Raw genomic sequence first — 23927 nt, forward strand, 5'->3', positions numbered from 1 at the left:
AAATCCTTTATATAGTATCCTGGATTTCTGATGTCTAAGCCAAGACTACTACGATATTCAAGATAATCGTCCGTATATTCCCAGCAATACTTCATCGTTCATCACCTATTACATCATTAAAACATAGTGTGCATTTTCTTAGACCTTCTACATCTAAATCAATATATTGTCTAGTTGATTTTAATGATTGATGGCCAAGTATTTGAGATACGGTATAAACAGATTGATTAGCCTTTATCATTTCTGTCGCAACCATTCTTCTAATCCCGTGTATTGTATTTTTACCACCAACCGTTACGCCTGCATTCATAGCTCTTCTTCTTAAAATATTATTTATCGATACGCCACTATTAAATCCTTGAAATGGAGCCAAAGATCTAATGAATAGCTTGTCAGATTTAGTGCAAGGTCTTCCATTCAAAACATAATCAGCTAATGCTCCACAAATATTATCATTAAGCGGCAATTTTAAGTAAGAATTGTTCTTTCCTTGAATGATTACGATTTCTTTATTTTTCCAATCAATATCAGAAATTCTAATATTAATGATATCTCCGGCTCTAATCCCTGTAGTGCAAGCTAATACGATAATTGCGTAATCTCTTTTACCCATGGCACTGTTTCTATCAACTGTATCTAGAATCTTCGCAATGTCGTTTACATCTGCGGCTTTTCTAATTTTTTCGTTTTTCACTCTATTCACCTTTATCAGATGTGAAATATCATCAAAAACAAGATTATTATCAACAAGACTTCGCATATATTTAGATAAGGCAGTAGCTACTTTATCAATAGTTCCAGGCGAAACTAAAGATACAATTTTTATGAACGATATGATGCACTCATAAGTTATGTCCTGATATGTATAAATTCCATTTTCTATCAAAAAATTCGAGAATTTATCAAGTGTCTTTTTTTCGAAGTTTATATTACGAAGATTTAAATCTCTAGTTTGAATATAGCGGTCAATGGAATCGGTAAAAAAATTAGTAATTGTGTTATCGTTTGACATTTTAAACTTCCATTCAAAACGTCCTGTTTCTACTACTTCTTCAAGAATTTTCAGACCTCTTAAACGTTTATTAAATGTGCTTTTACTAAATTGACCTGTTTCTAGGTAAGATTGATATATTTTTTCAATCTCTTCGTTAACAGATCTGTCATAATAATCTTCTCCAACTCGTTTATATTCTATTAGAATTGGATTGAAATGAGTTTCACGATACTGTTCTTTATAAGTATCATTTCCTAATGCATCAAAAAATGCATTCATAGCTGAATTAATAGCTTCAGTTATCAGTACTTTCATTATGATTACCTCCTGAAGCCATTATAAAAAAATTATCCCGAATTTTACTTGATTTTCTATAGTGAAAACCTGTTTTTCGGGATAATACATAATTCGGGATAAGTTCAATTATCCATAATTCTGGATAATTGAACCGCACGTACGGGTCTCGTATACGGCTCTACATTTATATCGAATCTAAAACGAATCACAAAATCTCAAGATAGTAAATAAGGGGATTGATCAAACCTGGTCTATCTCCTTTCTCTATGCCTAGAACAGTGGGAGAAAGAAAAAAATTCACGATATTCCCACTACTTCTCCTGTACCATCCAAGTCTAGAGTTAGCGCATTTAAATATATCTTCATGAGTAAAATTACTTCTGCATGCTTTATTTAGTTTCATAAGATTCTTGTATATGCGCAATGGTCTTTTCCATTGTTTAATGATGATACATCTCACTTTATGGCGTAACCACTGGCCAAATTTATCCAAGAATCCTTTGATACTTGAGATTTTAAAGTATTGTATCCAACCTCTGACCATTTGATCAATTTTTCAAATGTAACTGATAGAGGTCTTGAAACTGCATGTTTTCTTTCCATCCATTTCTGAATATTTGAGTACAGACGTTTCTTCCTATCTTTAGTAGGAGTACATTTCCACACTGCTTTAGCTTTGTAAAAGGTAAATCCTAAGAATTGACCTTTAGTTGGTCTAACCACTTTAGTTTTTGTTGCACTAACCTTCAAGAATAGTCTTCTTTCTAGCCACGATGTCACTGATTTCATTACACGGTTTGCACTCATTTCGCTTTTAACGAAAATGATACAATCGTCGGCGTACCTAGCGAAGCGAAGATTTCTAGATTCTAATCCAAGACTCCTGCTTGCAGATAAGCTCGTATCAAATGTAATGTTTTAATATCATTGACACGCTCTCTTAAGATTGAAATTAATTTATCATGATTTACAGTGTCGAAGAATTTCTCAATATCCAGGTCAACAATCCATTCATATCCATCATTTAAATATCCAAGCACTTCCTCCATTGCCATATGTGCACTACGATTTGGTCTAAAGCCATAACTGTGTTCACTAAATACTGGTTCATAGATTTCACTTAGCACTTGTAACATAGCTTGTTGGATTACTCGGTCGACAACAGTTGGTATACCCAATGGTCTTTGTTTGCCATTAGGTTTAGGAATATAGACTCTTTTGACGGGCATGGGCTTGTATTGTTTATTCAAAATTTTGGAAATTAGGTCTTCCTTATATTGATTAAACCATTCCTCAACCTCTTGGACAGTCATTTTATCCACTCCTGATGCACCTTTGTTCTTCTTGATCTTACGAATTGCTTTCTGTAGATTCTCTTCACCTAAAATCTTTTCAATCAATTCCATTTGCTGCTCCTCCTTCTATTTGTAAATTTATCTGGAAACATCCCAATTACCTTTACCATCTATGGTTACGTTCTATAGTTCTAGGTTATTCTCATATTCGGACTATCCAGACATTGCTAATAGAGATTTGCACTCTATAAACGTTTCAGTCCTTCAGTATTGCTACCTACTATGACTTCATCTGATTTCTCATGGTAAGCCTTTTTCGCTACAAGGGTACTATCACTGATTTTAAAGTATACTAAAATTCCTTGTCCATAAGACCTCCCGGGGTAAGACATAAGCCCTATTTCTTTCACAACGGCTTGATTTACTGTCTTGGTTTTACGTTTACCTTTTGGACTTCGATTTGTGAAGCAATCTCATCCACCATTTAGCCTCATCAAGTTTCTGTGCGTACGCTCAAAAGAATCGCTACACCACTTCCTCCACCCATGACATCACTACCAACGGCTTGTGGTTCACTACATTTGGCGGTAACTACCCATGGTTGGTTTATCTCCAACTGAGCTTATGCCATGCCCGGCACACTTCAAAAAGAGATATCGGATTTATTTAAACCGATATCTCTTTTTATATGGATAATCCACTAAATACATCCTTTGTTTTTTAGGCTATAGAAATACTCTTTATTTTTCATAAGTTCTTCAAATGATCCCTGTTCAACAATCCGTCCTTGTTTAAATACAAGAATACAATCAAACTTCTTTAGTGTTTCGTCAAAATATTTATGTGTTACATATAATACAGTTTCTTCTTTTAAATCCAATATTCGATTTTCAATTTCAATAGCCGTCTGTGCATCTAGACTTGCTGTTATTTCATCACACAAAAGTACCTCTTTTAAATGTGAGATTGTACGCGCAATCCCTATTCGTTGAACTTGCCCACCAGAAAGATTACTTCCATCCTCACAAATATTCTGGTCTAATTTAAATTCTGGTAAATCTACAAATTCCAAACATTTTAACAGTGTTTCATCTGTTTGTACAAGCTCCATATTCAAGTTATTTCGGATCGTGTCATCAAATATATGACTTTCCTGATGAATCATAGAAACATTCTTAGGACCCAAAACACTCACATTTCCTTTCTGAACTGGATAATATCCTAAAATTAATTTTAAAATTGTAGATTTTCCGGAACCACTCGGACCAACAATCGCATACTTTTTTCCCTTTTCAAATTTGAAAGATAAATCATCAATAACCATCTTACTTTCAGTATAGCCAAAAGATACATGTTCCAAATAGATATTTCCATCATAATTCGATACAAACTTATTTGCCTGTCCATGAGAATCGATAATATTCAGTAATTTCGAATTCACGTCCGACACCGACTTAAATCCAGCAAGATTGCTTGAAATATCATTTAAATTCGAAATAAAATTATTAGAAACATTTACAATTGGCATCATATATATCATATCTAAATGTCCATATAATATCATCAATCCAATCACCAACATGAAAATCAATTGAAAAGTGGCCGCAATACAATTAGCCCAGTTTCCCGTCAAAGATATTGCCATATTTACATTTCTTTGTTTATATTCCATGTTTTCAATCCATTCTTTTCCTTTATCCACGAACTGCTTTAGAACGCTCAAATCCAATATGATATCGAAATTTTGAAATATCTCCTTTAATTTTGAATTATATATACCTGAATAAGAAAACAATTGGTTCGAATACTTTTTCAATCTTTTTTCCATCATCTTCGGCACCAAAAGTGTTGCTACTGCAATCAAAACCATCATGAATCCTACAAATACATGGATGCGAAGAATGTATATTAAAATAATAACAGACACAATGATATCGACAATCATACTTAATATTGGATGAAAGTAATATTCATCTACCATTTTTATATCATTGGTAAATAGAGATAACTGATTTCCTATCTTCTCTTTTTTAAATGTAGAATACGATTGATTCATCAAACTAAAATAGAGATCTTCACCCAAATCTGTTTTTAATTTTTTCCTATAAGTTGACTTCATTATTGAATTAATAGAAGTCGTCATCAATGTATATACAAGGAATAAAACACTTGCAAAAAGACATGTACCTGCTTTTTCAAAATGATTATTAAATGCAACATCCGATATTAATTGGATTACATACGCCAAAAACAAAGGTACGACACCCGCAAATAAACTAGTACACAGTGTACCTATAAAATATTTTTTATTTTTCAATATATATCGACACATTCTCATCCATACCCTTCTTAGTTTAAGAGTATATACCTATCACATCTCGTTATCTTTCTTTTTTAACAATTAATTTTAACAATTGATTCTTCTATACATATATGAAAAATGTTAAAATTAAGTGAATTATGAAGTGAGAAATACTATGCATTATTTAAAGATCAATGATTCCGATAAAAAGAAAATTGGATACCTAATCCATCTATATCGAACTCAACAATTTAAACATCTATCGCAAAATTCTTTTTTGTTAAATGAGTATAATGAGCCAATATGCACTCGACAAACACTTAGTAAAATAGAACAGGGTGTTATTATTAAAAACGATTCTATTTATGAAGAATTACTAAAAAAGGTGAATCTAAAATTCAATACGGATTATTGTATTGAAGAATTCCTGCCAACTTCCATTTTTTCTGATTTATTAAATGCTTGCGATTATTATAATTTAGAAAAGCTTATATCCATCTCTGAATCCTATGTAAAACAATTAAATCCATTCAAAGAATACATTTTCTTTCATGAATACTACGAGTGTTTCAAATGGATCTACACCTATTATTCCTCATTTGAACTTCCGACTCTTCAAAGTACTGAATATATTATCTTGCTAAAAAACATTATCAATTCTAACCTCTATGAAGTCATGATGGATCTAGTTTTTAAAAAACGAACAATTAGTGGAATTTATGATTTTTCCTACTTTGATTTTAAAAATTCAAACAGCATGATTAATCGTGGAAACCATATGATGATTTTATATAATCAATCCAAATTGTCTGAAATGCTTGATTATTGTCAAGATTTAGAAGAGGAATATTCCAGTAAAAACAATTACATTCGTCTTCTCGACATTTATTCTCTAAAAGGATTTGCCTTTTCAAATACAGAAAAAGAAAAATTTGAAAAATTAGTTTCTCAAATAAATCATACAGTAGAAGCACACAATTCAAACATACCTGAAATTAAAATATCTCAACTTCTAAAGAATATCGGCCTACAAGCCTTTAGAATTGATATGTACAATATAGCCATAAATTATCTTGAACAATATATAGCTATGGATTCACCTTATGCGAATATTGTAGGTATCGATTTATGCATTTCTTATCAAAAGACGAATAAAATCGATCAACTTAAATCCTTTATACAATCCAAAGAAGTATACAAAGGTGATAGCCAATACGAAAATCTTTTGAACTACTTCATTTTGAAATATAAATATCAAACTGACAATGATGAACTATCCTATTTTATAGTGAATATAGTACCCATTATAATCGATAATACTATGGGGAAATATAAACAATTCTTTTATGAAGAACTAAGTATGCTTGTCGAACAAACCAAGCGTTATAAAGACTTGAAAACATATTTGGATTCAACCAGTGATATGTTACCAATTTGAAAAAGCGGAAATCGAACGAGTAATTATTTATCAAACTAATAATAATATTAGATATAAAATACACATTCAATTTCTCATCAGGAACATACTCTCTATATTATTGGTATCAATTTGGTAGCAAAGTAACCTATAAACGCATAAAAAGTGCCTTATATAAGGAACTTTTTTTCATTTTATCTCTACTCAAACTCGATTGTATTATTTTCCCAATAATCGAAAATATGCCCTTTTTAGTCCTTGTTTACAGGTACAATTCCATCAAAACAGGGCTTTTTCCCATGCGTCTACAAAAAATGTTTTCAAAAATGTTTTCACGGAATTGGTTTTGATGCGATTATTGCGTGTCATGAAGATCAAATTACTTCTTAGGTAGATCTTCAATTCATTATACTAAGTGATTAAATTATTACTGCTGAATCAAATAGAATCCATTATGGTCTTAACTAATTTATACCATCTATTCAGAGTTATAGATAAATGTTATACTCTAGGTGATTTTAGATAAATTGATTTATATAAATCGGAATTTGAAAGGAGAACTAGATATGGGCTTATTTGATAAATTAAAAAAGAAAAACACCAACGTTACTTTCATTGAGAATGCAGGTGGAGTTATCATCACAAAATCAATTTATCAGAGAACTTCTAAATTAAAATGGCTGTTTCGAGAAGAAAGTGTAAATCCGTCCGATAATGGTTGGCGAGCAATCGGAGATAATGATACACAGGAATATATAGATAATCCAGAAAATTCTATGATAGTAGATTTTAACACTCTTGCAAATATTGAACCAGCAGTTTTATTAGTATATGATATGCCAGTTGGTACAGAGTTAGAGTTTTTCTTCGATGATACTGGTAGATATTTTATTGATACTAATACAGGAAAGCGAATTAAATAAAAATAGCTTAGAAAATTCCAGTTTTTCTATCTAACAAAATAATCATAACTCCTTTTACATATCCACAACTAGCTGGTGGTTATGGGAAAGGAGTTTTTATTATGTCCAAATGCAAAGTTATTGCAGTAGCTAACCAGAAAGGTGGCGTTGGCAAGACAACTACAACAGAGAATGTTGCCATTGGCCTGGCTCGTAATGGCAAGGAAGTCCTGATTGTTGACTTTGATCCACATGGTGATCTTACTGTCTGCCTTGGTTGGAAAAACAATGATGCATTAGAGAACACCGTTTCAACTATGCTTGATGATTACATCAATGATAAGGATATCAAATATGCCTCTTTGATTCTGAAACATGAAGAGGATGTAGATGTAATACCAGCAAACATTGAATTAGCCGACTTCGAGATGCGTCTAGTATCTGTCATCAACCGGGAACAGGTTTTAAGTAGTTGCCTTGAACCATTAAAGAATCGATATGACTATATTCTGATTGACTGTCCCCTTCTCTTGGCATGCTTACAGTAAATGCACTATCGGCTGCAGACCAGGTATTGATACCGGTACAGGCCCAGTGTTTGCCTGCCAAAGGAATGGCCAAGCTTCTTCAGACAATAAGCAAGGTCCTGCGCAAAATCAACAGCAATCTCACCATTGCTGGAGTGGCTATTACCTTGGAAGATATGAAGACAAATCTGGCTAAAAGTACAATAGAGACGATCAGGGATAGTTTCGGCAAGAACATCAAGGTATTTGATTCGGTTGTTCCGGTTGCTACAAAAGCCGGAGAAGCTTCCATTTCAGGCAAGAGCATCTATTCCTATTATCATGAATATATTCAAAAAAGAAATTTACAATCCTTTGATTAATCTAGATAATTACCGGAAATGAAATTGTCATTGATAAATATGTTGTATTCGACATATTGTATAAGTAGGAAGATAGCAAGCTAAATATGATAAATATCAAATTTTATAACACCGAGAGTGGTGAATGTCCTGTAGCTGAATTCATTCTCTCTTGATTCAAAGATGAAAGCGAAAGTACCGAGAACCATCGATTTGTTGGAGAATAACGGTCCATTTCTAAGAGAGCCTTATTCAAAATATCTGGAAGATGAAATATTTGAATTAAGAATCAAACAAGAAAACAATATAACAAGAGTTCTGTATTTCTTTTTCATAAGTAACAGGGCTATTTTGATAAATGGCTTTATCAAGAAAACACAAAAGACGCCTAAGAATGTGATTGAAACTGCTAAGAAATACAGAGAAGATTATCAAAGGAGGAATCAAAATGATTAAGTATGAAGACTTTAAAAAAGAAACCTTAATAGACCCTGAAGTCAAAACTGCATATGATGAGCTTTCTTGTGAATTCGACATTATCCAGGCAATGATTGATACCAGAAAAAGCCAGCATATGACACAGAAAGACTTATCAAAAGCAACTGGCATTACCCAAGCCGATATCAGTAGAATTGAAAATGGTACAAGAAATCCAAGTCTGGCAATGCTTAAAAGACTGGCTGCTGGAATGGGTATGAGCTTGAAGATTGAGTTCGTGCCTCTTCAGAAACAACAAGCAAAGAACTGGTAAATATAAGATTCAAATAAACGTTAGCAATCGCTAGCGTTTTTATTATGTCTTTATACTACAACTCAAAAAAGAAAGAAGGTAGAAAATGAACAAGCAGTTTGATCTGTTCGTGAAAATGAAAATCAAGGAACTGAGCGAAAACATTTCACGAATGACCTACGCCTATATCAACCCGGATACCAACCAACCGACCGTCGTTCCAGCCAAGCACTACAAGGAAATTTTGGATCAGCCAGTGGAAGACATGGTCAATGATCAGGTAAAAAAGGCAGTTTCTCAACATCATGTTCAAGCAGATGAAATCATTAAAGGAAGAGGAACCGATACTGTTCTATGAAACATTGTTGTTGATGGATATGAACAAGACACTGGATTCATTGGAACTAAATGAAGAAGCAACTATCAAGGTAACAGTCCAGGAACTTGTTGAAGATGAAAAGTTCTGAAGAAGAAATTCCATCTGATTGATTCCGGGCATCTTGATAAGTACGAGGATACGAAAAACAATTACGAACTTATGGCTTCCCTATTTAGCCAGGGGCCAGCTGACAACGCATACAAATCCACTAGCCATAGTGGCAGCTATTCCACCAACTACCAGCAGACCGGCAAAGAATTATTGACACCGGATAAAGTCCGTCTTTTGAACAATGACTACGGACTTCTTATAAACGGCTAGGTGAACAAAACAATAAAAATGATCTATAGTTTTGTACAAAGGATAAAATAAGGACGTATCAGATCTTCGTTGTAATGAACATTGATTTCAACAATCTTGACCATTCACTCGAGTTCACTCAAAGCAGCTGTCGTTCCAATAATGACTTCCAGGCATTCGTTTCAAGCACAATAAATAACAGCCTGTATCGGACTGGAGCATCTGTTTCAAATGATGATGAGTTGATGACTTTGGTAACATGTGACACAAGAGATGGAAACAAGAGGATCGTTGTCATTGGAAAGAAGGTTGCATAAATGTATATGCTTGCAATTGCTTGCAAATATATATATAATGATAGTACAAAAGGAGTTGATTCTATGAGTACTTCACCTGTTTATGCTCGTATTGATACAAAATTAAAGGAAAATGCCGAAAGCATTCTGTCTAAATTAGGAATTACGCCATCTAGTGCCATCCAGATGCTATACAGCCAGATTGTTCTGACAAACAGTCTGCCACTGGATCTAAGGCTCCCTGTTTCAAAGCCAACTTCCATCGGTGATATGACTCGTGATCAGATCGATGCTGAGCTTACAAAAGGTCTTAATTCCCTTCAGAAAGAAAGGACATATACTCCAGAAGAAGTGGATGCGATTCTGGCAAAAGAATTCAACATATGAGCGAAACATATACAATCAAATATTCAACTAAAGCAATAAATGATCTTAGAGACATCTATTCATATATTGCTTTTAATTTACAAGCTCCTGAAACAGCGGCGAAAATGGTAAGGCGAATACGAAATTCCATCAAGGAACTAGACTTCATGCCTGAAAGAAACCCAATATTAGATTGGGAGCCTTGGAATTCATTGAATACACATAAAATGCGTGTTGGAAACTATCTGGTTTTCTATATCGTGGATCCTTTGCAATCAAGTGTTTCAATTGTTCGTATCGTCTATGGAAAAAGAGATATTGCCAAAGCATTAAGCGAATAATTTACAAGCATCAGCAACCGCTGGTGCTTTTCTTTTGGATGAAAGGAGGTCTGAAATGGGATACAGAAGCGATGTAAGAATCATTTTATCAATTGACGGCTTCAACGAACTTTCAAAGCATGTAAAAGAATATCTTAGACTGAATAAGCTGAATGATAACTATAATTACCTGAAATACATGGATGTGGTACACCGGACAAAGGATGCCATCTATTTCGGTTGGAATGATATCAAATGGTATGAAACCTATGACGGTGCCTTCCCTATCATGAGCGGTCTTAAGAATCTACAGGAAAACCAGCATTCCTACCGTTACATGCGCATTGGTGAAGACTATGGCGACGTCGATGAATACTTCTTTGACGAAAAAGAATGATGAAAATATCGATCTTGAATATCCATCAATGATCAGAAGATTTGATGACAAATATGTATTTCGATGCATGAACAGATCAAAAGAACAGGAACGATGAAGAAAGGATGTGAATAAGTGACAAAAGAAGAAAAGACTAAACAGGCTTTTGAGATGATCGAACAGGGTGTCAAGGATGTTTACAGTTCAGACAACTTCAGTAAATATCTTTCCTGCTGTTCCAGGTTTCATAGCTATTCATTGAACAATACCCTATTGATACTGGCCAGAAACCGGATACAACACTGGTAGCTGGATACAAGGCATGGCAGCACAACTTCAACCGTCATGTAGATAAAGGTGAAAGAGGGCTGATAATCCTGGCACCAGTAACAAGCAAGATTACCCAACTGATGGATAAGGCTGATGAATATGGCAATCCAATACTTAAGTGTGTCTAAAATCTAATGTAAAGATCATAATGTCATTGACAAACCCTAAAACACAACGCAAACAAGAAAAAAAGAGCGGTAACGCTCAGTGATTTCGAAAAATCTACTTATTCGTTACAGCTCCTTCTTGATATGCCTTACTATTCGAACTCGATTGTTCCAGGAGGCTTACTAGTAAGGTCATACATTACACGGTTAACCCCACGAACCTCATTGATAATACGAGACATAACTTTATTTAATACTTCATATGGAATCTGAGCTGATTCTGCAGTCATAAAGTCAATTGTATTAACGGCACGTAAAGCGATGGCATAATCATATGTTCTTTCATCACCCATAACACCTACTGAACGCATATTTGTCAATGCTGCAAAGTATTGACCGATTGAACGATCCAATCCAGCATTTGCGATTTCTTCACGATAGATGGCATCTGCATCTTGGACGATTTTTACTTTTTCTTCAGTAACTTCACCAATGATACGAATTCCTAAACCAGGTCCTGGGAATGGTTGTCTGAATACTAAGTATTCAGGAATACCTAATTCTAAACCAGCTTTACGAACTTCATCCTTGAATAAGTCACGTAATGGTTCAATAATTTCTTTGAAATCTACGTGATCAGGAAGTCCACCGACATTGTGGTGAGATTTAATTACAGCAGATTCTCCACCTAAACCACTCTCAACAACATCTGGATAAATCGTTCCCTGAACTAAGAAATCAACTTTTCCAATTTTCTTAGCCTCTTCTTCAAATACACGAATGAATTCTTCACCAATGATCTTACGTTTTGCTTCTGGTTCTTCAACACCCTTTAGCTTTTCATAATATCTTTGTTGAGCATTTACACGAATGAAGTTTAATTCATATGGACCTTCTGGGCCAAATACAGCTTCTACTTCATCCCCTTCATTTTTACGAAGTAAACCATGATCAACAAATACACATGTTAATTGGTTACCAATTGCTTTTGATAATAATACAGCTGCAACAGAAGAGTCTACTCCACCACTAAGGGCACATAAAACTTTTCCATCTCCAACCTTTTCACGAATAGCTTTAATTTGTTCTTCAACAAAGTTATCCATTCTCCAATCACCACAACATCCACAAACACCACGAACGAAGTTATATAACATTTTTGAACCTTCTTGTGTATGTAATACTTCTGGATGGAACTGAATAGCATATAATCCTTTTTCTGCATTTTCACTTGATGCACAAGGACAGTTATCTGTATGAGACGTAATTTCAAAACCAGGTGCTACCTGTGAAATATAGTCAAAGTGTGACATCCAACAAATTGTTTTCTCAGACACACCCTCGAAGATTTTAGAAGAAGTCTTATCAACAAGAACTTCTGTCTTACCATATTCACGGTGATCTGCTTTTTCTACTTTTCCGCCCAATACATGCATCATCAATTGTGCGCCATAGCAAAGACCAAGAACTGGGATACCCAATTCAAATAATTCCTTTGAATATGTAGGTGAATCTGCCTCATAACAACTATTTGGTCCTCCAGTTAAGATAATTCCTTTTGGATTCATAGCTTTGATTTTTTCTAAATCTGTTTTATATGAATAGATTTCACAATATACATTTCACTCACGAACACGACGTGCAACCAACTGATTATATTGTCCTCCAAAATCAAGAACAATGACTAATTCTTTTTTCATTACGTCCTCCTATTAATTTCTCAACAATATTATAAAGTAGCTACCAATTATTTACAACGCTTTAAATAATCAATTACTTCATTTAAATCCTTACAAGATTCTTGGATATACTCCTTCATTTGCGCATCTGGCGCAATCTGATCTTGAATAAAAATGGAATGCATTTTCGCATTGGCTGCTGCCATAATTCCATGCTTACTATCCTCTAATACTAAACAGTTTTCTGGTGTTACATCTAATCTTTCAGCTGCTGCCAAGAAAACATCTGGAGCCGGTTTTGATTTATATCCCTCTTTAGAAGATACAATCACATTTGGGCTTACCACAAAACCCGCATGCGACAAGAACTTTTTAATAGCCTGAGGATGCGAACTTGAAGCCACCGCATAAGGAATCTTATTCTCTTCAATATACTCAATTAAATTCTGTAAACCAACCATATTGGCACTGCCCGGCTCTTTAAAATATGTAAAGAAATAATCCACACGCTCTTCCTGAATTTCTTCCATAACTCTTGTCACACCTGGATACATTTCTTCATAGAGTGCAACCTTTCTTGAATCACAACCAATTAAAGGTTCTGGAAAATAGTCTGGACAAGAAACGCCTAATTCTTTAGCCTTCTCTTTAAACTCATCCTTAAACATCTTTTCCGTATTAAACATCAAACCATCCATATCAAAGATAACTGCTTTAATTTGTGGCTTTCTAAAATACTCAATCAAACACTGCGTACCCAAATCACTCATGCCACGATCCATTAGATCCACATATTCTTTGATGACGCGATTTACACCATACAAAGGAAAATTTGCCTCTTGTACTGCAATTTTTAAATCCTTCACAAAATGTTTCACATAAAAACCAGGCGCATAATCATTCTCTAACATCTTCTTACCTTGGAATTCCAATTGTTTAGATCCAGCAGCTCCATTACGCAAGAAGCGATACACAAAAGATTCATCCACATCTTTACAATTCAAATACGACATGGCCTCACAAATACCTTGTAATGTATTCGCAATCATAATTTGATTGGCCATCTTGACATGTTGACCACAACTCGCCTTGCCACAATACTCAATTTGTGTTCCAAACGCTTCAAAGATTTCTTTATTCGTTTCAAAATCCTCTTTATCTGCACCAACCAATACAGTTAGAGTACCATTTTTAGCTCCCGTATCTCCACCAGTCACTGGCGCATCCAATACATGAACACCCAATTCTTTTCCTTTTGTATACAATTCTTTGGCAAGTTTTGGACTTGAAGTCGTAAAATCAATACAAGTTTTACCCGCATCAATACAACTAAAAATCACATCATATACTTCTTTAACATCACTAGGAAAACCGACCATTGTACAAATCACATCTACATTGGATGTCAAAGACACAATCGATTCTTCTAAAATGGCACCTGCATTTTTAGCTTGTTCTACCCTTTCTGGATGTCTTGCGTACACATGCACTTCATAACCCTTATTCAATAAATGAATAACCATTGGCTGACCCATAATGCCAGCACCAATCCAACCTATTTTTCTCATTTTACTTTCTTCCCTTCACTAATATTGGAGCGGATTGCACCGCAATAAATTTCACAACTTCAAATATAAACTTAATTTCTTCTGCATTCAATTGACGAATCTCCTTAATTCCAGACAATGCCTGTTTAAATGAAAATTCAGTTAAATCCGCAATCGTATAAATTTCCATACGATCAAATAATTCTCCAATCAAATGACAATAACGCTCTTTTTCTTCCAGTGGACGATCCATTAATAACTTATTTACATACTCCAATAAATCATCACTCTCTTTTGTGAGTGCGTCACAATAATTAAAGTCTTTTACATCCACACTCCACATAAGCGTATCATGCTGAACTAGACCAGAACCTTCGGCATCCAGGATTTTCGTTTGTTCTCTATGATCTAAAACACGACCCACAATGCTATCCTTAGGAATATAGTTTGTGATCTTAGATACATCCTCATCACCTTGCCAAAAACCATCCGCAAAGCCAGGCCCATCAAAACTTTTCACACCTTCAATATGTCCCTGTAGTTTTGGATTTTTTAAATAGGCATACATAGCCAGATTTCCACCCTTTGAATGCCCCGTCAAATACATCCTTGGATAGACTTTTTTCTTTTTCAACCCAAACAAATAACTCGTTTCAGGAATATCCGCAATTGTTTCTTTGACATAATCCTTCGCCAGAATTTGACAAGGAAGATCCTGCCTATAGGTCATCATTAAATTTTCTTTCCAACCCGTAATACTACCATCTGTACCACTAAAAGAAAGTACGAAAGATCCATCTGGCAACACAAGTGTTACCACACTAAATTGAATCACATCTTCATCGCTATAGACTTTTTTATAGTTTTTCAACTTAATATTTCCATAACGAATCGTATCTTGCAACACATCAATCAAATGTGGAAGATTTTTTGAAAATGTATACTTACTCTTTAATTCCTCTTCACTATATAAAGAAAGATATTTACGACATGCTTCTTCTAAAGAAACCTCGTCCTTTTCCACAATGCCATCCCAATCCACATAAGATAAATCGGCACATACTAACATATCCACCTCATTAAAGGGACGAACAGAAAAGTCGATATCTCTTCTTAAACGTACATAATTTAATAAGTTTTCCATAGTAAACCTCACTACAACGATTTTACAATATACAAAAGGATTAGCCAAATGACTAATCCAATTTTTTCGATAAATTTATATAATGTTGTGCATTTGAAAGAATGTCAGAAACCTGAGATTCTGAAGTCTTCTTAATAATCTTAGCTGGTACTCCAACCACAACACTCTTTTGTGGAACCACCATATTTTCAGGCACAACACAACCAGCACCAATTATACTATGGCTTCCAATACAAGCTCCATTTAAAACAATAGCTCCCATACCAATAAGCACCTCATCCTCAATCGTACAACCATGCACAATGGCCCCATGACCAATCGTGACACGATCACCAATTTTTAATGGACAGCCACGATCCGTATGCAAAACACATTGATCTTGAATGTTGGTTTCTTGCCCAATTTCAATCATTTCTTCTTCACTACGAATCACAGCGTTATACCAAACGCTTGAACCTTCACCAATTGAAACATTACCCAAGATGGTTGCATTACTTGCACAAGCATATTTTTTTATTTCTTCATCCAATCTTCTACAAAACCAAACCACACCATGCCACGCACCAAATTTCATACCACAAGAAGGTAATGCCCCATACATAGTAAAGCCATGTTTTTTGTGAAAGGCAATACTTTCTTCATTCGAATCTGTAATACATGAAATGATCCAACGCATGTTTAATTTTCTACAATCCACTTCAAGCTGATCTAACATTTTTGAAGGCAAGCCATAATGTTTTCCTTCTTTAAAATAAATGGTAAGTTCTACACAATACTTATACGCCTCTTTAGAAAAAGCCGGGTGTACATATCCATAGCCAATTAGAACATCATCATTAAGTGCGACATAAAATGGATTTGTCTTTGAAATCTCCATCATATGTTCTTTAAATACATCAAAAGAATCTGGCACAAGATCAAATATAGCTGTACTTTTCTTTACATAATGTACATAGATTGGATATATACTTTCTAAATCTTTTTCTTGAAGTAAACGTAACTCTTGCATAAAACCTCCTATTGGATTTCTAAACTTGAATCGGCGGTTAAACTCGCATCCCCTCTTCTTCCAGAAAGATAGGCGATGGTTCCTGCAACACCAATCATGCTCGCATTGTCTGTACAACAATACATTGGAGGTACAGTAAATTCAACTTCCGGATATTCATTTCTTAATTCTTCTACCTTTTCACGAAGTCTTGAGTTGGCACTTACTCCACCACCTACAACGAAATGGCGAATATCTTTATGATTATCAAGTACAGCTCTTACTCGAGAGAAAATTTCATCCAATGCACATTCTTGGAATGAACAAGCCAAATCTGCCATATCAAATGTCTTGCCCTGTCTTTCCATACGCTTTGTAAATTGTAGAACACTACTCTTCAATCCAGAAAAACTAAAATCATAACGACCTTGTGTCTTCGGTTTTGCCAGTTCATATACCGGCTTACCTTCTTTTGCCAATTTATCAATTTTAGGACCACCAGGATATCCAAGACCCAACACACGAGCCACTTTGTCAAAGGCTTCTCCAATCGCATCATCCTGTGTTTCTCCTAAGATTTCAAAACTTGTCTCATCCTTCATATAAACAAGTTCCGTATTTCCACCAGAAACAACAAGAGCCAATACAGGATATTTCATATCCACCACTAATTCATTGGCATAAATATGCCCTGCTAAATGATGTACAGGAACTAATGGTTTGTGGTAGGCAAAAGCCAAAGTCTTGGCGGCTTGCACACCAACGTGTAAACATCCAATTAAGCCAGGACCTTGCGTAACAGCAACCGCATCCACATCTTCCATAGTGATATTGGCATCCTTCAATGCTTTTTCAATACAATACGAAATATTTTCTACATGAATACGACTCGCAACTTCGGGTACGACCCCACCAAATTCTGTATGCACATCAATTTGACTTGCGACCACACTTGATAATACTTCCTTTTTATCTTTGACAACCGCAACGGCTGTTTCATCACAACTACTTTCAATTCCGATAATAATCATATAATCCTCCTACAATGCCAATGTCATCACAATAGCATCTTCTCCATCCGGATAATAACTCTTACATACATTGACTTGAATAAAGCCCATTTTTTGATATAAATTCAAGGCTGCCTCATTACTAGCACGAACCTCTAATGTCATATATTCACAAGCCGCTTCTCGAGCTCGATCAAATAAATGCATCATCAATTCTTTACCATATCCTCTTTTTCTTAAGTCAGGATCGACTCCAATACGAGCTAGTTGCGCCATTTCAAAGGTTTCCCATAAAAAGGCGTATCCAACAATTGTATCTTCATCTTCTAAAATCCAACCATGAGAAAAAGGATTCTCATTCAATTCATATAAACAATCTTTTTCTAGCCAAGGCTGTTTAAAACAAGCTTGTTCAAGTTCTAAAACACGAACAAGATCCGTGTCTTTCATTTCTTTAAAGATCATGCTTTATAAGCATCACTTTCTTTTAAATATTGAGGAACTAAAGCATGTACATTTTCAATTGTACGACTTGGTACCTCCATAAAATTCTTCAAGAAATCACAACTTGCAGCTTCTTGATTCACCAAATATCCATCTCCATATAATGTTCCAGGATGTTCATTTAAGAAATCTTCCAATTGATCGACTTCTAAAATTTGTGTTTTTCCAACCACAACACCCTTTTCTAAATGTGCTACATACGCTCTTTTACTACGAGCATCCAAAATAACATTGGCACTTTCATCCGTACCCGCAAACAACTGCATTGTACTAATACACTTTAATGTTTTATGCATTTGTGTACAAAATACTTTCGCAATTGTCATCGCAATACGAATACCTGTATAAGAACCCGGACCATCTGTAATGATCACTTCATCTACGTCTTTATAGTCTAAACCTGTCTTTTCAAACAATTGATTTAATTCCACAAAAATCGTTTCACTTTGTTTCTTGAACGCTTCGATAGATACACCATCAATCAATGTTCCATCTTTATATAAACCTAACACTAATGCTTTATAAGCACTATCCATACATAAACTAATCATGATATGCCTCCACAATACTTTTTGATACAGGACCCGTATATTCTAATGTCACTGTACGATTTTCATCGATACCTTCTTCAAAAGAAATTTTGATATGATCTTGTGGCAATTGATCTTCAATAAATTCAGACCATTCTACTACAGTAATTCCTTCATCAAAACAATCTTCAAAACCTAAGTCCTGACATTTTCCTTCCAAACGATACGCATCAATATGATGGAAAGGGACTCCACCTTCTTGTTTATAATCCTTTAAGATTGTAAAAGTTGGTGAATTGATCACATTCTTTACACCCAACGCTTTTCCAAAGCTTTTTGTCCAAGTTGTTTTACCTGCACCCAAATCTCCATCTAATGTAATAACTAATTGTTTATTTCTGCAAAGATCTGCCATTTTAGTGGCAAATTCCTGTGTTTCTTGTAAACTATGAATTTCTATTTTCATAATGACCTCTTTCTACTGAAATACACTATTCCATCTTATATCTTTTTTCAACTATTTTTTCTTCATCATACGATTTCTATGCACCATTGCCTTGATTTGTTTAATCTGTGCAAGACGATTTCGCACCTTCACTTCAGAACCCTGATCACTAGGTACATAATATTCTTTATCAACTAGAGCATCTGGAAGACACTGCATATCCGTCATGTGATATTCATAATCATGTGAATACTCATATCCTTTACTGTAGCCTAACTCCTTCATTAGCTTTGTTGGCGCATTACGAATATGTAAAGGCACTGGCTGATCTAATGTTTTTAATGCATCACTTTTCGCATTATTATAAGCCACTTCTAAAGCGTTTGATTTTGGAGCTAAAGCCAAATAGACAACTGCATGCGTTAAATGTACATTGCATTCTGGAACGCCCAAATAGTGACATGCCTGATAGGCTGCCACACAGATTTCTAGGGCTCTAGAATCTGCCATACCAATATCTTCACTAGCCATACGAACGAGTCTTCTTGCGATATATAAAGGGTCTTCTCCAGCCTCTAACATACGTGCTAACCAATATACAGCGGCCTGTACATCGGAGTTTCGTACACTTTTATGTAGAGCCGAAATAATATTATAGTGTTCCTCCCCTTTTTTATCATACAATAACGATCTTTTCTGAAGGCATTGCTTCAAAATATCCTGTGAAACATGAATACCATCCAATTCACTTGGACTATTATAAACAACCATCTCTAATGTATTTAAACAAAAGCGGGCATCCCCACCTGAAAATGCGGCAATCGCCTCTATATCTTCATCCGTAATATGTATTTTTAAATTGCCTAATCCTTTTGAACTGGAAATAGCACGAATAATCAAATCTTTTAAGTCATCCGTATTTAGACTATTTAACACAAATACTCTACACCTAGATAAAAGGGCGGAATTGATCTCAAAACTAGGATTTTCTGTTGTAGCCCCAATTAGAATGATACTTCCCTTTTCCACATAGGGTAAAAATGCATCTTGTTGCGCCTTATTAAAACGATGGATTTCATCTACGAATAGTATTGTTTTTTGTCCCAAGACCCTACGCGTATCGGCCTGCTTCATAACTTCCTTGATTTCTTTAATGCCACTAGTAACAGCTGAGAAATCCACAAAATAACTCTTTGTCTGATGTGCAATAATACGTGCCAATGTCGTTTTTCCAACGCCTGGTGGGCCCCAGAAAATCATCGATGTCACTTGATCATGTTCAATCATTTGCCACAAAAGATTTCCCTTGGCAACAAGCTGTTTTTGTCCTACATATTCATCTAATGTTTCCGGACGCATACGATCGGCTAATGGCCTAGTATCTTCTTGTATTGAAAATAGAGAATCTTGTTCCATATGTTTCCTCCATATGTATTTTATTATACACCACTCAAAAGAAAAAGTGTTTGACCTTAATCAAACACCATCTTCTTTTTCTCAATTCGTCTTAAAAATACCCATCCCACAACACAAGACAAAACTTCCGTAATCACAAATGCATACCAAATCAAAGATACATCCATATCATATTGAATGACTAATTTTGAAAATCCCCAAGCTAAAGGTAAAATCAAAATGGCTTGTCTAAGCAAGGATACAACCAAGGATTCCATACCTCCATTTAAAGCTTGATACACACCTTGAAATGCGATATTTATACCCGCAAACACAAAGCTAATGGATATGATTCGAACAGCACTGATGAAATATATTCTAGATTGTCCTGCATTAAATAGTGTCGCAAAGAAATTTGGGAATAGTTCTGTAATCAAGGTTCCTGCAACCATTAATACAATAGTATATATTAAGCCATACTTGATTCCATCTTTAACACGCTTCTTATTTTGCATACCATACGAAAAGGCAATGATAGGTGTAATCGCATCTCTTAAGCCAAAGGACATAAATAATACAAATTGTTGTACTTTATAGAAAAGTCCATAAGCTGTTTGTGCAGATGCATCAAATTTTAGAATTAAGTTCATCGCATACACCATAAATGACATCAATGCCTGAGCAATAATGGCTGGAAGTCCTATCGAATAGATTTCTTTGATGATACGCTTATTGGGTTTTGTATAAGCGAGGCCATGATCAAATTCTTTATTTAAACGCATATGAAACACAGCTAATAATAAAGCCGATAAAATTTGTCCAATGACTGTCGCATAAGCAGCTCCTTGTACACCTAAATTAAAGCCATAAATCAAGATAGGATCTAGAATCATATTGATTATGGCTCCTGTAACTTGTCCAATTGTAGAATATAGGGAGCGTCCTGTAGCTTGGAGCAGTTTTTCAAATATAGAAAAGAACACAACGCCAAAGGATAATAGGCAACAAATTCTTAGATAGTCTACACTCATCGATAATACAAGCGCATTCCTTGTTTGAGAGGATATATAGGCTTTAATGCCAAATAATCCAAACAACACACAAATAATATAAATAACTGTAGCTAGAAACAAACCATTTCCGGCTACTTTAGAAGCTTTTTCACAATTTCTCTGCCCCAAAGTTCTTGCGAGTAAGGCGTTTACTCCAACACCTGTACCAATGGCTAAGGCCACCATCAACATTTGGATAGGGAAAACTAAGGTAAGTGCATTTAATGCGGCTTCACTTCCTTCTTTCATATTGCCTACAAAAGCACTGTCTACTATGTTATAGACTGCTTGCAAGGCCATAGATAAAATCATGGGCACACCCATTTGAAGCATTAACTTATTGACGGGCTCATTTTTCATTTTGTTGTTTTCTTCCATTCTTTACCTGGTATATTGTAATTGACCCATCTAACTGGTCATCTACAATATACTTCTCCCTTCTTTCAACCTTTGATAACCGTGGTTGAAGACGGTGTTGTTAATTTGTAAAATTGAATATGTGAATGTGGATTTGCGTTTTTTTTACCTGTAGCTTGACTACTTTAGAGAGGTTCTTACCACTCCTTATTCCAAAACAGTGATTAGTTAGATGAGTCTTTGAATTCGTATTTTGAACCAGGTTTTGTGGTCTAAGTGTTGTGGATAACCATTTTCACACGTTTCTATAAAGAAAGGATGTTTATTTATGAAACTAGTTGGTATCGATGTTGGAAAGAACAGTCATCATTTTTGTGTCATAGACAAAGAAACTGGTGAATTCAATGTTGCACCTTCTTCTTTTTCTAACAACAAAGAAGGATTTGACTTTCTGATCAACTCTCTTAAACCGTATTCTAAAAAATCAATTTTAATTGGTATGGAAGACACGGGGCATTACCATGTTGCTCTTCTAAAATTTCTTCTTAGCAATGGATATACCGTTGCCTTGATCAACCCTAAAACTACAGATCTTACCCGCAAGATGGAAGGCGGCATTACTAAGAATGACAAAATGGATACAATCACTATTTGTGATGTTCTAGATACTCCTGAGCGTAAGAAACAGTATCGTATTACTAAAGTTGACCGTTTTGATTTATATGAACAAAGACAATTGACTCGTCATCACCACAATTTAAAGGAAGAACTCAATGTCTACTGTAATCGACTACAGAAATCGATTGATCTTGTTTTCCCTGAATTTAACACTTTGTTCAGCTCGAAATATGGCATTGTTTACATGAATCTTCTTAAAACGTTTGGCAGTGCTGAAGCTATTGCTTCTACAGATATTCGTACAATTCGTAAATGTTTTGAAGTCAAAGGAAGAGGCGGTCGCATTTCATTGACTCCGGAAAAATTAAAAGAATGTGCTAAGAATTCTATTGGAATCTCTTCAGAAGTTGAAACTATACAGATCAAACACTTGGTAAGCCAAATCATGCTTATTAAAGAGCAAATCGCTGAAATAGATAAAAAAATAGAAGAGTTCTCGATCAAAAACAACTCTCCTATCCTAAGCATTCCAGGGATTTCTCATTTCTCTGGTACTTCTATTTTAGCCGAATTAGGAGATATTGGCAATTATTCCAAACCATCTCAGATCATTAAATTTGCAGGAGTAGCACCATATCACTATGAATCGAGTCAATACAATGCCCAACATACTGGCATAACCAAGAAGGGATCTAAGTATCTTAGAAAGACTTTGTATCAAATCATATTGCCTGTAATCAACAATAATCCTATATTCAAGAAATACTATCGATTGAAGATATCTCAAGGTAAAGGACATCGTTGTGCTCAAGGTCACTGTATTAGAAAGCTGCTTAGAATCATTTATCATTTACTAGAAACAGGACAATCATTTGATCCTGCATTATTAAGATAAGACAAATTCATCTGAATGCATCTGAACTTTTAAAAAATCGCATTTTAAAAGTTCTTTTCGTCATGCCTAAATTTAATCCAATATTCACATTTTCAAAGATCAATTTAAAACTAACTAAAAAATCTAGTTATTTTGTATTTTCAAACTATTTCATAAAAAAATACTTGAATTTTATATAGTTAGCTCCCTAAAACACAAAAAAGTGCATCACTCACATAAGTTGGACTTACGCTTTTAAGCAACACACTTTATAAAATATAAAAGAGTAGCAGAAAACTGGATTTACGCTGTTTCCGCTACTCGTTACGAAGTGATTATATTTTTATTTTTTTAATTTGTCAAAACAAAATTACATGGCTAGTGATTACGCATGAAATGATCTTCAAAATTTCGCGATTTAAGATTATTTATTTTTTTATACACTTTAATAGTGTATTGGTGTACACTATTATTATGAAAAGATATGTTACTTATCCTGACTGGG

At 34.7% G+C, this 23927-nt stretch carries 23 protein-coding genes and 2 pseudogenes; 10 read left to right on the forward strand and 15 right to left on the reverse strand.

The annotated features are described in order from the left end of the window. Positions 1–91: 91 nt before the first annotated feature. From FYJ55_RS06100 to FYJ55_RS06110, 5 genes are all read right to left on the reverse strand, one after another. Positions 92–1309 (reverse strand): tyrosine-type recombinase/integrase, encoded by a 1218-nt coding sequence (locus tag FYJ55_RS06100; RefSeq protein WP_117926822.1) that lies wholly within the window; start codon positions 1307–1309, stop codon positions 92–94. 187 nt (positions 1310–1496) lie between these two features. Further along, on the reverse strand, positions 1497–1835 hold the full coding sequence (locus FYJ55_RS11070; protein WP_229771112.1) for a group II intron maturase-specific domain-containing protein: 339 nt from the start codon (positions 1833–1835) through the stop codon (positions 1497–1499). Further along, entirely contained in the window at positions 1748–2098 is a 351-nt protein-coding gene (locus tag FYJ55_RS11300; RefSeq protein WP_268234142.1) for an RNA-dependent RNA polymerase family protein, read from the reverse strand. The genes FYJ55_RS11070 and FYJ55_RS11300 overlap by 88 nt, the downstream gene beginning before the upstream one ends. A gap of 62 nt (positions 2099–2160) precedes the next feature. After that, on the reverse strand, positions 2161–2697 hold the full coding sequence (locus FYJ55_RS11305; RefSeq protein ID WP_268234143.1) for a reverse transcriptase domain-containing protein: 537 nt from the start codon (positions 2695–2697) through the stop codon (positions 2161–2163). Between the two features lie 589 nt (positions 2698–3286). Continuing rightward, a complete protein-coding gene (locus tag FYJ55_RS06110) occupies positions 3287–4924 on the reverse strand; it encodes an ABC transporter ATP-binding protein (protein ID WP_154556090.1) in 1638 nt (545 codons plus the stop codon). Positions 4925–5063: 139 nt separating this feature from the next. Between FYJ55_RS06110 and FYJ55_RS06115 the strand changes: the two genes are divergently transcribed. The 9 genes and pseudogenes from FYJ55_RS06115 to FYJ55_RS06160 all read left to right on the forward strand — a co-directional run bounded on the left by FYJ55_RS06115 (position 5064) and on the right by FYJ55_RS06160 (position 10863). After that, entirely contained in the window at positions 5064–6326 is a 1263-nt protein-coding gene (locus FYJ55_RS06115; protein ID WP_154556091.1) for a hypothetical protein, read from the forward strand. 545 nt (positions 6327–6871) lie between these two features. Continuing rightward, positions 6872–7228 carry an immunity protein Imm33 domain-containing protein gene (locus FYJ55_RS06120; protein ID WP_154556092.1) on the forward strand — a complete coding sequence of 119 codons (357 nt, stop codon included), beginning with the start codon at positions 6872–6874 and terminating at the stop codon, positions 7226–7228. A gap of 101 nt (positions 7229–7329) precedes the next feature. Beyond that, positions 7330–8096, forward strand: a pseudogene (locus FYJ55_RS06125) (ParA family protein). 162 nt (positions 8097–8258) lie between these two features. Then, positions 8259–8531 carry a type II toxin-antitoxin system RelE/ParE family toxin gene (locus tag FYJ55_RS06130; RefSeq protein WP_229771113.1) on the forward strand — a complete coding sequence of 91 codons (273 nt, stop codon included), beginning with the start codon at positions 8259–8261 and terminating at the stop codon, positions 8529–8531. Next, complete coding sequence (locus FYJ55_RS06135; RefSeq protein WP_154556093.1) at positions 8524–8826, forward strand: helix-turn-helix domain-containing protein; 303 nt, start codon at positions 8524–8526, stop codon at positions 8824–8826. The genes FYJ55_RS06130 and FYJ55_RS06135 overlap by 8 nt, the downstream gene beginning before the upstream one ends. 85 nt (positions 8827–8911) lie before the next feature. After that, positions 8912–9163, forward strand: a complete 252-nt coding sequence (locus FYJ55_RS10825) for a hypothetical protein (RefSeq protein ID WP_195836680.1) — start codon at positions 8912–8914, stop codon at positions 9161–9163. A gap of 701 nt (positions 9164–9864) precedes the next feature. Next, positions 9865–10167, forward strand: coding sequence for a type II toxin-antitoxin system RelB/DinJ family antitoxin (locus FYJ55_RS06150; RefSeq protein ID WP_229771114.1), 303 nt, complete (start codon positions 9865–9867; stop codon positions 10165–10167). Beyond that, positions 10164–10487 carry a type II toxin-antitoxin system RelE/ParE family toxin gene (locus tag FYJ55_RS06155; RefSeq protein WP_154556095.1) on the forward strand — a complete coding sequence of 108 codons (324 nt, stop codon included), beginning with the start codon at positions 10164–10166 and terminating at the stop codon, positions 10485–10487. Before FYJ55_RS06150 ends, FYJ55_RS06155 begins: the two co-directional genes overlap by 4 nt. 55 nt (positions 10488–10542) lie before the next feature. Then, on the forward strand, positions 10543–10863 hold the full coding sequence (locus FYJ55_RS06160; protein ID WP_154556096.1) for a hypothetical protein: 321 nt from the start codon (positions 10543–10545) through the stop codon (positions 10861–10863). Between the two features lie 568 nt (positions 10864–11431). Here the strand turns inward: FYJ55_RS06160 and guaA are convergent. The 10 genes and pseudogenes from guaA to FYJ55_RS06210 all read right to left on the reverse strand — a co-directional run bounded on the left by guaA (position 11432) and on the right by FYJ55_RS06210 (position 21951). Next, positions 11432–12979: pseudogene (gene guaA, locus FYJ55_RS06165) on the reverse strand (glutamine-hydrolyzing GMP synthase). A gap of 47 nt (positions 12980–13026) precedes the next feature. Then, complete coding sequence (locus FYJ55_RS06170; RefSeq protein ID WP_154556097.1) at positions 13027–14526, reverse strand: HAD-IA family hydrolase; 1500 nt, start codon at positions 14524–14526, stop codon at positions 13027–13029. A 1-nt stretch (position 14527) separates the two neighbouring features. Further along, a complete protein-coding gene (locus FYJ55_RS06175) occupies positions 14528–15649 on the reverse strand; it encodes an Mbeg1-like protein (protein ID WP_154556098.1) in 1122 nt (373 codons plus the stop codon). 52 nt (positions 15650–15701) lie between these two features. Further along, complete coding sequence (locus FYJ55_RS10830) at positions 15702–16658, reverse strand: GNAT family N-acetyltransferase (RefSeq protein ID WP_195836681.1); 957 nt, start codon at positions 16656–16658, stop codon at positions 15702–15704. 8 nt (positions 16659–16666) lie between these two features. Continuing rightward, a complete protein-coding gene (gene tsaD, locus FYJ55_RS06185; protein ID WP_154556099.1) occupies positions 16667–17668 on the reverse strand; it encodes a tRNA (adenosine(37)-N6)-threonylcarbamoyltransferase complex transferase subunit TsaD in 1002 nt (333 codons plus the stop codon). Between the two features lie 9 nt (positions 17669–17677). After that, entirely contained in the window at positions 17678–18112 is a 435-nt protein-coding gene (rimI, locus tag FYJ55_RS06190; protein ID WP_154556100.1) for a ribosomal protein S18-alanine N-acetyltransferase, read from the reverse strand. Next, a complete protein-coding gene (tsaB, locus tag FYJ55_RS06195; protein ID WP_154556101.1) occupies positions 18109–18702 on the reverse strand; it encodes a tRNA (adenosine(37)-N6)-threonylcarbamoyltransferase complex dimerization subunit type 1 TsaB in 594 nt (197 codons plus the stop codon). Before tsaB ends, rimI begins: the two co-directional genes overlap by 4 nt. Beyond that, positions 18695–19147 carry a tRNA (adenosine(37)-N6)-threonylcarbamoyltransferase complex ATPase subunit type 1 TsaE gene (gene tsaE, locus FYJ55_RS06200; RefSeq protein ID WP_040466346.1) on the reverse strand — a complete coding sequence of 151 codons (453 nt, stop codon included), beginning with the start codon at positions 19145–19147 and terminating at the stop codon, positions 18695–18697. The genes tsaB and tsaE overlap by 8 nt, the downstream gene beginning before the upstream one ends. A gap of 51 nt (positions 19148–19198) precedes the next feature. Beyond that, positions 19199–20542, reverse strand: coding sequence for a replication-associated recombination protein A (locus FYJ55_RS06205; protein ID WP_154556102.1), 1344 nt, complete (start codon positions 20540–20542; stop codon positions 19199–19201). Between the two features lie 56 nt (positions 20543–20598). Then, positions 20599–21951: an MATE family efflux transporter gene (locus tag FYJ55_RS06210; protein ID WP_154556103.1), complete on the reverse strand. Its 1353-nt coding sequence runs from the start codon at positions 21949–21951 to the stop codon at positions 20599–20601. A 307-nt stretch (positions 21952–22258) separates the two neighbouring features. Here FYJ55_RS06210 and FYJ55_RS06215 point away from each other — a divergent pair, with 307 nt between their 5' ends. Next, entirely contained in the window at positions 22259–23443 is a 1185-nt protein-coding gene (locus tag FYJ55_RS06215; RefSeq protein ID WP_154556104.1) for an IS110 family RNA-guided transposase, read from the forward strand. Positions 23444–23927: the final 484 nt, after the last annotated feature.

It is taken from the genome of Holdemanella porci (assembly GCF_009696075.1).
GTDB classification, from domain to species: domain Bacteria; phylum Bacillota_I; class Bacilli_A; order Erysipelotrichales; family Erysipelotrichaceae; genus Holdemanella; species Holdemanella porci.

What these genes read in the sequence shown, in the direction of transcription:
- FYJ55_RS11070 (WP_229771112.1), bottom strand. Translation starts at nt 1,835, where the DNA reads ATGGTCAGAGGTTGGATACAATACTTTAAAATCTCAAGTATCAAAGGA.
- FYJ55_RS06175 (WP_154556098.1), bottom strand. Translation starts at nt 15,649, where the DNA reads ATGGAAAACTTATTAAATTATGTACGTTTAAGAAGAGATATCGACTTT.
- FYJ55_RS06100 (WP_117926822.1), bottom strand. Translation starts at nt 1,309, where the DNA reads ATGAAAGTACTGATAACTGAAGCTATTAATTCAGCTATGAATGCATTT.
- FYJ55_RS10830 (WP_195836681.1), bottom strand. Translation starts at nt 16,658, where the DNA reads ATGCAAGAGTTACGTTTACTTCAAGAAAAAGATTTAGAAAGTATATAT.
- FYJ55_RS06210 (WP_154556103.1), bottom strand. Translation starts at nt 21,951, where the DNA reads ATGGAAGAAAACAACAAAATGAAAAATGAGCCCGTCAATAAGTTAATG.
- FYJ55_RS06135 (WP_154556093.1), top strand. Translation starts at nt 8,524, where the DNA reads ATGATTAAGTATGAAGACTTTAAAAAAGAAACCTTAATAGACCCTGAA.
- FYJ55_RS06150 (WP_229771114.1), top strand. Translation starts at nt 9,865, where the DNA reads ATGAGTACTTCACCTGTTTATGCTCGTATTGATACAAAATTAAAGGAA.
- tsaE (WP_040466346.1), bottom strand. Translation starts at nt 19,147, where the DNA reads ATGAAAATAGAAATTCATAGTTTACAAGAAACACAGGAATTTGCCACT.
- FYJ55_RS06120 (WP_154556092.1), top strand. Translation starts at nt 6,872, where the DNA reads ATGGGCTTATTTGATAAATTAAAAAAGAAAAACACCAACGTTACTTTC.
- tsaD (WP_154556099.1), bottom strand. Translation starts at nt 17,668, where the DNA reads ATGATTATTATCGGAATTGAAAGTAGTTGTGATGAAACAGCCGTTGCG.
- FYJ55_RS06115 (WP_154556091.1), top strand. Translation starts at nt 5,064, where the DNA reads ATGCATTATTTAAAGATCAATGATTCCGATAAAAAGAAAATTGGATAC.
- FYJ55_RS11305 (WP_268234143.1), bottom strand. Translation starts at nt 2,697, where the DNA reads ATGGAATTGATTGAAAAGATTTTAGGTGAAGAGAATCTACAGAAAGCA.
- FYJ55_RS06205 (WP_154556102.1), bottom strand. Translation starts at nt 20,542, where the DNA reads ATGGAACAAGATTCTCTATTTTCAATACAAGAAGATACTAGGCCATTA.
- tsaB (WP_154556101.1), bottom strand. Translation starts at nt 18,702, where the DNA reads ATGATTAGTTTATGTATGGATAGTGCTTATAAAGCATTAGTGTTAGGT.
- FYJ55_RS06215 (WP_154556104.1), top strand. Translation starts at nt 22,259, where the DNA reads ATGAAACTAGTTGGTATCGATGTTGGAAAGAACAGTCATCATTTTTGT.
- FYJ55_RS06110 (WP_154556090.1), bottom strand. Translation starts at nt 4,924, where the DNA reads ATGAGAATGTGTCGATATATATTGAAAAATAAAAAATATTTTATAGGT.
- FYJ55_RS10825 (WP_195836680.1), top strand. Translation starts at nt 8,912, where the DNA reads ATGAACAAGCAGTTTGATCTGTTCGTGAAAATGAAAATCAAGGAACTG.
- FYJ55_RS06130 (WP_229771113.1), top strand. Translation starts at nt 8,259, where the DNA reads ATGAAAGCGAAAGTACCGAGAACCATCGATTTGTTGGAGAATAACGGT.
- FYJ55_RS06170 (WP_154556097.1), bottom strand. Translation starts at nt 14,526, where the DNA reads ATGAGAAAAATAGGTTGGATTGGTGCTGGCATTATGGGTCAGCCAATG.
- FYJ55_RS06160 (WP_154556096.1), top strand. Translation starts at nt 10,543, where the DNA reads ATGGGATACAGAAGCGATGTAAGAATCATTTTATCAATTGACGGCTTC.
- FYJ55_RS11300 (WP_268234142.1), bottom strand. Translation starts at nt 2,098, where the DNA reads ATGAGTGCAAACCGTGTAATGAAATCAGTGACATCGTGGCTAGAAAGA.
- FYJ55_RS06155 (WP_154556095.1), top strand. Translation starts at nt 10,164, where the DNA reads ATGAGCGAAACATATACAATCAAATATTCAACTAAAGCAATAAATGAT.
- rimI (WP_154556100.1), bottom strand. Translation starts at nt 18,112, where the DNA reads ATGATCTTTAAAGAAATGAAAGACACGGATCTTGTTCGTGTTTTAGAA.